We start from the raw sequence: 6,927 nt of genomic DNA on the forward strand, positions 1-6,927 counted from the left end.
AAAAAAAACTTCTACATACTTACCGGGGAAGTTCTACATACTTACCGGGGGAGTTCTACATAGTTGGTGGATAACTTACCGGGGGAGTTCTACATAGTTGACCGGGGGAGTTCTACATAGTTTACCTTGTGGGAAATTGATTGTCAGTGAGTTACGAGCCTCTAAAGAGTAAAGAACTTAAATATAAAGAAGCTCTAAAAAGGGAGTGTACCCCCGCGAAGGGGTGAAAAAATACCCTCTGACGCGGGCAAATTGGGAGGGAGGTAATCCCCCGAAGCGGCCGGATTTGGGCCGGAAACGGGCCAAGGCGGAACGATTGACATTCAGGGAGGGGATTACTCTCGGATGAATCCCACGGCGCACACGGCACAGGGAAAACACGAAGCCGGTGGAGGGGCGCGGCGCGTTTCTCAAAATGTTGGCAAAACCGCCTAATTCCATTGGTCAAGGCTACCCGTTGCGGTGGCACTTTCGTACCTTTGGGTAGCATCCTTCCCGGATGTATCATGGGTAAGAGCATGATTGCAGCATACACCCCGCCCGCCCTTCGGCGGTTTCGTGGGCAAGCCCCCGGCACAGTCTCTTACCTGTGTTTGGGGGCTTCTTTTTGCCCGGCCGTTTGCGTTATCCGGTATCGGTATGATTGACTTCTTTCGCGTTGAATTGCCTTCGGGAGTGTTGGACAACTGCCCAGCCATAACCCTTCCCAGCTCAGTAGATATGCAGACCGGGGAAGAATGTAGCCCCTGGAGAGAGGCCGAATATGAGGGGTTGAAGGTGCGAGTTCACAACGGCGGGCGTACTTTGCTGGAGGGCAGCTTGCACCAATATTGGAGCCGGGGCCACAACGGCGGCGAGTTCCCGGCGTGGGCTGTAGGGGAGGCCGTTCGGCAACTGTCCCAGGCGTTAGGGTTCAACCCATCCCAGGCCCTGCTGCAAACGGTGGAGTTCGGGGTAAATGTGCCGTTACAGGCCCCCGCGAAGGAACTACTGCAACGGGCGGTGCTCCACAAAACTGACGCATTAGACCTCAAAACCTACGGCGGGAAGGGCTATTTTCGGGAGACCACCAAACAACGGTACTACTTCAAGCTGTACGATAAGGCGTTGCAGCTACAAGATTTGGGCTTCCCCGACCCCGGCCCCCTGCTGCGAGTGGAGGTGAAGGCCCGCAAAATGAAGTACCTGGAGGCGGCCGGGGTTGCTACGTTGGCCGACCTGGCGAAACCGGCTGCCCTGCTGGAAATGGGGCGGCTGTTGACCCGCAACCTAGAGCAGGTGTTGTTTGCCGCCCCATTGCCCCTACCCGCAACCCTAAGCACCCCGGAACGGCGGTTGTTGACGGTGGGCAGTACCCTACGTTATTGGGAAGGACTTACCCCGGCCTCCTTACGCCGCACCAAATCAGACTATCGGGCGGTGTATGCCCACCACGTAGCCGACCCTGCATTGCAGTCAGCAGCTCAGGCCCTAGAAACCGTTTGGCAGCAGCTGCTGACCCAGCCGGAACCGGGGGCGCACTCTGCCCCCGCGGTTCCTCAGATTAACCCCTCGTTTAGAGTGTTACCCCGGCCCCTCTCCCCACAGAATGAGAGAGCCGCCGCCCTTGTCAGACAACCTGGCTCCCGAAAAGAAGAAGGTGGTGGAGAAGGAGAGGATGGAGGAATGAGAGTGAGCAAGCAAGCCCCCGCCCGCTGCTGCCACACGTGCGGGCTGCCCATAAACACAGGTAACGCAACAGCGAAGTTTTGCAGCCCAAAGGAGAGAGGGAGCGCCGCCGCAAAACGGTGCCGGAACGCGGATAGCAATCTGCGCAACAACAAACGCCGCGCCCTGCTGAAAGTGGTGAGTGAGCCGGTATTGTTCGACCAACGCCCCTTTGTGCGGGTGCCGGAACACGTGCGGGAGTTCGTGCTTGCCGCTGCCGCTGCCTAACGCACACCAACCCAAAAACTCCGAAAAACTGCCCCTCCCCCGGCGTAAGCCGCCCTGTTTTGGCCGGTGAAGGGAGGCCCGTTACTCGTTGGCCTGCAGCCGCTGGCCTCTCCCCTCCCAACTCCCAGGCTGTATGCTGTTGTTCCTGGTGATACTGTTGTGTCAGCAACCCTCCCAACCCTCCCCCAAGCAAGCCCCCCGCCCGCCGCTGGTGTACCTGTCTCAGGGCAGCCGATCTTACGCCTATCATTCGTCGGCCCGCTGTGAGGGGTTGGCCTGGTGTACAACGCCGCTGCGCACGGCTACGCGAGCTGCTGCCGAGAAGCAAGGCCGCTACCCATGTGGCCGGTGCCGCCCCACCCGATAATTACGGCCAAATACGGCAAGCACCCCCTCCCCCAACCCGTAAAGTGCACGGATTTCGGCCCGGCCCGCCGCCCTGAATCCAGCCCGGCCAACCCTACAAAACCCTACATTTTCGGCGGCAAAACCTGAGAAAACCTGAGATTTTGGCCTGCCTGGAAAAACCGCAAAACTCTAGCCGGGGGAGGGAGTGCAAAATCCTTGCGGCCTCCCCTACCTACACCGTTAAGCCCAGCCGCCGCTGCGCACGTGCATAATTCAACCCCAAAAGTTCCGGCTAGGAAACAGCACACCCTTGCCCCGGAAACAGGCACGTTCCCTAAGGATTTCGGCTAACTTGTAAGCTGTACACAACCGCCGCCGCTGGCCTACCCTATGCCCCGTTTCCCGACCTTCCCCACCACAACCGACGAAACGCAACGGCTGGAACTAGCCTACTTGCGCCGTTCCGGTCTGTTGCGGCCCGGCCGACACGCCACGACCTTGCGCTGGAGCAGCCGGGGGGAGCCAACGGGTAGTATCGGGCTGGAGGCGCACATCTTGCCGGGGGAGGGCAGCTACTTACGCCTTCACTACACAATCAACGGCGCAACCAAGTACGACTATCGGGTGGAGCTGGAGGCCGTGCCCAGCAACCTCCCCGGCTCAGGTGGGCAACGCCTCTACATGATTTGCCCCCAAACCCGCCGCCGTGCTACGGTGCTGTACCTACGAAGCGGTACGGGCGTGTTTGCGCACCGCCTGGCCTACGGCCCTACTCGCCTCTACTACGATTCCCAGCTGGAGCCGAAACGCTTCCGGGGGCTGTCGAAATACTACGCGGTGGATAGGGAATGGGAGCGGGAGTACCGCAAAGGCCGCAAAACGCATTATCGGGGCAAGCCTACCCGCTGGTACGCCCGGCTGCTGAACCTGGAGCAGCAGACCGCTGCCGCCGTGCCAGCCCTACTACGGTCGTTGCGGTAAGGCTGGCAACAACGGTACTGGTTTATTTCTCGTGCGGCAATTTGAAGCCTACAAACCTGAAACTCGCAGGATTGCTCGAGTTCAGAAAGTGGACACTGATCCATCTATCGGCAAAGGTGTTAAGTTCTGCCGTAGTTAAGTCATATGGCAGTTGGTAGATTCTTAGCCCCTCTTCCGTAACAAAGGGGCAATTTTCAAAGGTTAGCATAGTGCATTGATGTGGTGCATGTGCGACACATTCACAAAATTACTGTGACCTCTGAGGCAGCTACCGGCTACGGCTGTTCGAAGGCCTCCCGTTGGCTTTGTTATGGCAGTATACCAAGCTCTGGCTAGGCCAAAGTTCACTGGCTCACTAAATGAGGGCGCCTACACCTCCATACCTGAAGGATTACGCAGGTCATACAACCGTTTTAGCTTCAGGAGCAGATTATAGCATTGATTCACTGTTACGTCTTTTCGGGCTTGCCGTACCCCAGTATCGTCAACGTACGTGAGTCCGTCTCTAACAATGATTTCCCACCCACTTACCGCCCCATTCAGGAGCCAATATTTGATTATAACGTCTTGTTCATCTAGAGCTTTGGTTGAATCTATCGAGACACGGATACAATCGGTATGCTGTTTATCATGACCACCTAGCCAAATAGAAGCTTCAAGCTGTCTTATGATAGAGGGAATATGGTCAGTCAGCTCCCCATCAACATCATTATACATTCCTAGAAACATGGTTACGGAGTTTTTAGCTAGACAAGTTAGTAGTAGACAACCTATATCGTTAAAGAAGTAGGGGCTTGCAAATCTGACTTCCGGTGTAGTTGGATGTTTCCCCGAAAAGGGCGGGGGAGGGGCTGTTACGCTTCGCGGAATCCGCACTTAACATAATGTAGGTTATAGCGCCCTTCTCTTCTGGGTGCTATTTCGGAGTTTGCCAGATAGTAGAACTATTCCGGGTGGTTCGTCACGTAGCCACAACTTTCGTCTTGCGGACTTTCCGGCCGGGGTGCGCCCGCCCTATTTAGCATTGGTTAACGCCTGCCCCCGGCCGCTATGTTTCCGGGGGAAAGGGGAAAACGTGCCCTTGCTACCTCATGCCGCTTCAACTTACCCTGGCGCTCATTGCCGCCGCTGTTATCCTTGCCGCCTTGATTGGGGCTGCTGCTACTCTCTTTGCCCCTATCCTGCTGGAATGGTATCGAGAGAGAAAACAATGATGAGAGACGTAGCAGATCTCTTTTCTGGATTGGGTAATTTATTTCTGGAATTGGTAAAATGACTATCTTTGTCTTACCAATCTATCACATAACATAACCCTGTCGATGCTAATGACTAAGTCAATCCTAACCCCAAAAAACCGTCTCCGATGCAAGTTCTTGCAAAACGCGCCTTCCGTGAATATGCCGCTAAACACCCTGCAGTAGCCGCTGAGTTATTTGACATTTACAATGAGATAGTAGCTGCCGAGTGGGAAAAAGGTGCAGATGTGCGCGCCTGGGACCCTAGCGCAGATTATGTTGGAGGAGACCGTTGGGTCATCAACGTTGGGAGAAATCGGCACCGTCTGGTTGTCCGTATCTTCTTTCCTGCCAAGCAAGTGTATGTCCGCTTCCTTGGCACACATGCTGAGTATGACCGAATTTCTGATATCACGACCGTATAGACGCAACATGCTGCGCTGCGGTCCATAACCACAGAGCAGATGAAAATTCATTCTGAAGCTGATTACACAGCTGCTATGAAGCGGCTGGAGTATCTGATTGACTATGAGCCTTCCAACCTGGAGGAAATCACTGCATTAGGCAATGAGGTGGATGCGTATGAAAACAGTCATGGGCACGCCCCCGTCCACCCGGATTCATTGATAGCCCGCATTGAGCAGGAGATGTTCAAGCGCAGATTAAATAAGGGGCAACTTGCCCAACTTTTGGGTATACCGGCTAGTCGTCTCAGCGAAGTGCTGCACGGTAAGCGGGGAATAAATCTTGATTTCGCTAAGAGAGTACACCAGCACTTAGGAATACCTGGAGATTTCATTCTAGAGTGCGCATAACAAGGATTTCTACCTGAACTCCCTGCCCAGCGCGGTAACGAGCTGTTTGTAGGAGTATCCGGCCTTGTCTTTGATTGCCTCTTTGCTGGTGGCTATCCGGTGGCGGGTGGTGTATAGCACCGTTTCCAGCTCAGGCTGCCCAGCCACGTGTCGGACAATGGCTTGCGCTACGGTCGGGGAAAGGTGGTTGCTGTTCTTGCTGCTGCTGCTGTGGCTGGTGAGGCCCGCGTAGGCTGTTTGTAGCTTCTTGCTCTGCCCGGCAAGCCACACCGTGAACGGGTCGGGTGCGGCGTTCAAGGCAGCTGCTACGGGGGCGGTGGGCGCGGCCGTGCGCGTCCGGGGCTTCGGGATGATGAACAGGATGCCGGTGGTTTTCTTGCCCGTTTTCACGGCCTCCCAGCTCACTGGAAAGGCTACGTCCTTCGAGTGAAATTCGTCTATGATGGGTTCTAATACCCAACGCTTAAACTCAGCGTACACCGGATACAAGGTGGCGTCCTGGAGCAGCAGCAGCTTCAAATCTTCAATGCTCAGGGCCTGCTTCCACGCCCGCCCCTCTCCCAGGTTGGCGTAGCTCTTTAGAATCCAGTAGAGGCGTTGGGCGTTGGGCGAAAGGGTAAGCAGCGTAGCAATATCTGCGCTGGTGAAGTTGCCGCTGCTGGTGAGCTGGAGCAGGTACGGCTGCATCAGGGGGGCGAAGTTGCCCCGTATCCGGCCGCTGCCTGCCAGCAGCTCAATATCCGATACTATCCGGGTGCGGTGGTAGCTCTCCTTTCGTGCGCCCACCTGGAGTAGGTTAATATCCTTCGCGTACAAATCCTTGCACGCCTGGCGCACTGCTGCGTAGGCTGCTGCGCTGTCATCCTTTCCCAGGATAGCCGACAACGGAATATCAATGGGAGGCAAGGCCGTATCTCCGTTCGGGCCGTGGTTGATGCCGCGTAGGGCTTCCACAAAGATTCGGGCCTCCAGCACCCCCATTCGGAGCGGGGTGCGGATAAGGTGGTTGTGTTGGAACGCAACGGTATTGCTGCGCCTGGTAGCGTTGCTGGTGGCCTCGCTCAGGGTTAGGGTGGTGGTGAGCGGTTGTGGGGGGAATAACGGGCCTGGTTCCACGTGTACCGCTGTGGCCTGAACTCCCTCCCGTAACGCCGCTGCTATGGCTGCTGCTGTTACCGGCTGCCCTGCTGTTTCCAGCGTGTCCTTCACCCGTAGGGCCTTCGCGTGTGTGTTCTTGAGTAGTTGGTTGTAGTCGGCTACTTCCTCTCCCTCTCCCTGGATTCGGTGCTTCCCTACCTCCCAGCTGTCCGGCGCAACCCGAATGCCGGTGGAGTATTCGGCCCGCTTCCGGCCCACCGTTATCCGAAGCGAAATGGGAGCCTGTCCAGCAAGGTTCATCTTGTTCTTGCGGAGCCAATAACTAAGCGACATTTGAGCCATAGGGAGCGGGCAGTAGGTAGGCTATAAAAGTACATATATGTAGAGAAAAAAAACTTCTACATACTTACCGGGGAAGTTCTACATACTTACCGGGGGAGTTCTACATAGTTGGTGGATAACTTACCGGGGGAGTTCTACATAGTTGACCGGGGGAGTTCTACATAGTTTACCTT

The 6,927-nt window shown here is 55.9% G+C and carries 5 protein-coding genes; 4 read left to right on the forward strand and 1 reads right to left on the reverse strand.

Annotated features, from left to right (window positions below; all coding sequences use genetic code 11):
• Positions 1-819 precede the first annotated feature (819 nt).
• The 4 genes from IEW18_RS21465 (at position 820) to IEW18_RS21480 (ending at position 5,314) form a co-directional block, all read left to right on the forward strand.
• On the forward strand, positions 820-1,935 hold the full coding sequence (locus tag IEW18_RS21465; protein WP_188559948.1) for a hypothetical protein: 1,116 nt from the start codon (positions 820-822) through the stop codon (positions 1,933-1,935).
• 738 nt (positions 1,936-2,673) lie between these two features.
• Complete coding sequence (locus IEW18_RS21470; RefSeq protein ID WP_188559949.1) at positions 2,674-3,264, forward strand: hypothetical protein; 591 nt, start codon at positions 2,674-2,676, stop codon at positions 3,262-3,264.
• 1,363 nt (positions 3,265-4,627) lie between these two features.
• Complete coding sequence (locus IEW18_RS21475) at positions 4,628-4,924, forward strand: type II toxin-antitoxin system HigB family toxin (RefSeq protein ID WP_188559950.1); 297 nt, start codon at positions 4,628-4,630, stop codon at positions 4,922-4,924.
• Between the two features lie 39 nt (positions 4,925-4,963).
• Positions 4,964-5,314, forward strand: coding sequence for a helix-turn-helix domain-containing protein (locus tag IEW18_RS21480; protein ID WP_188559951.1), 351 nt, complete (start codon positions 4,964-4,966; stop codon positions 5,312-5,314).
• Between the two features lie 9 nt (positions 5,315-5,323).
• Here IEW18_RS21480 and IEW18_RS21485 read toward each other — a convergent pair whose 3' ends face one another.
• Complete coding sequence (locus IEW18_RS21485; protein WP_188559952.1) at positions 5,324-6,754, reverse strand: RepB family plasmid replication initiator protein; 1,431 nt, start codon at positions 6,752-6,754, stop codon at positions 5,324-5,326.
• Positions 6,755-6,927: the final 173 nt, after the last annotated feature.

The sequence above is a fragment of the Hymenobacter glacieicola genome (assembly GCF_014640315.1).
Taxonomy (GTDB): Bacteria; Bacteroidota; Bacteroidia; order Cytophagales; family Hymenobacteraceae; genus Hymenobacter; species Hymenobacter glacieicola.

Excerpts from the sequence above, each read along its gene's own strand:
- IEW18_RS21475 (WP_188559950.1), top strand. The coding sequence starts at position 4,628 with ATGCAAGTTCTTGCAAAACGCGCCTTCCGTGAATATGCCGCTAAACAC.
- IEW18_RS21470 (WP_188559949.1), top strand. The coding sequence starts at position 2,674 with ATGCCCCGTTTCCCGACCTTCCCCACCACAACCGACGAAACGCAACGG.
- IEW18_RS21485 (WP_188559952.1), bottom strand. The coding sequence starts at position 6,754 with ATGGCTCAAATGTCGCTTAGTTATTGGCTCCGCAAGAACAAGATGAAC.
- IEW18_RS21480 (WP_188559951.1), top strand. The coding sequence starts at position 4,964 with ATGAAAATTCATTCTGAAGCTGATTACACAGCTGCTATGAAGCGGCTG.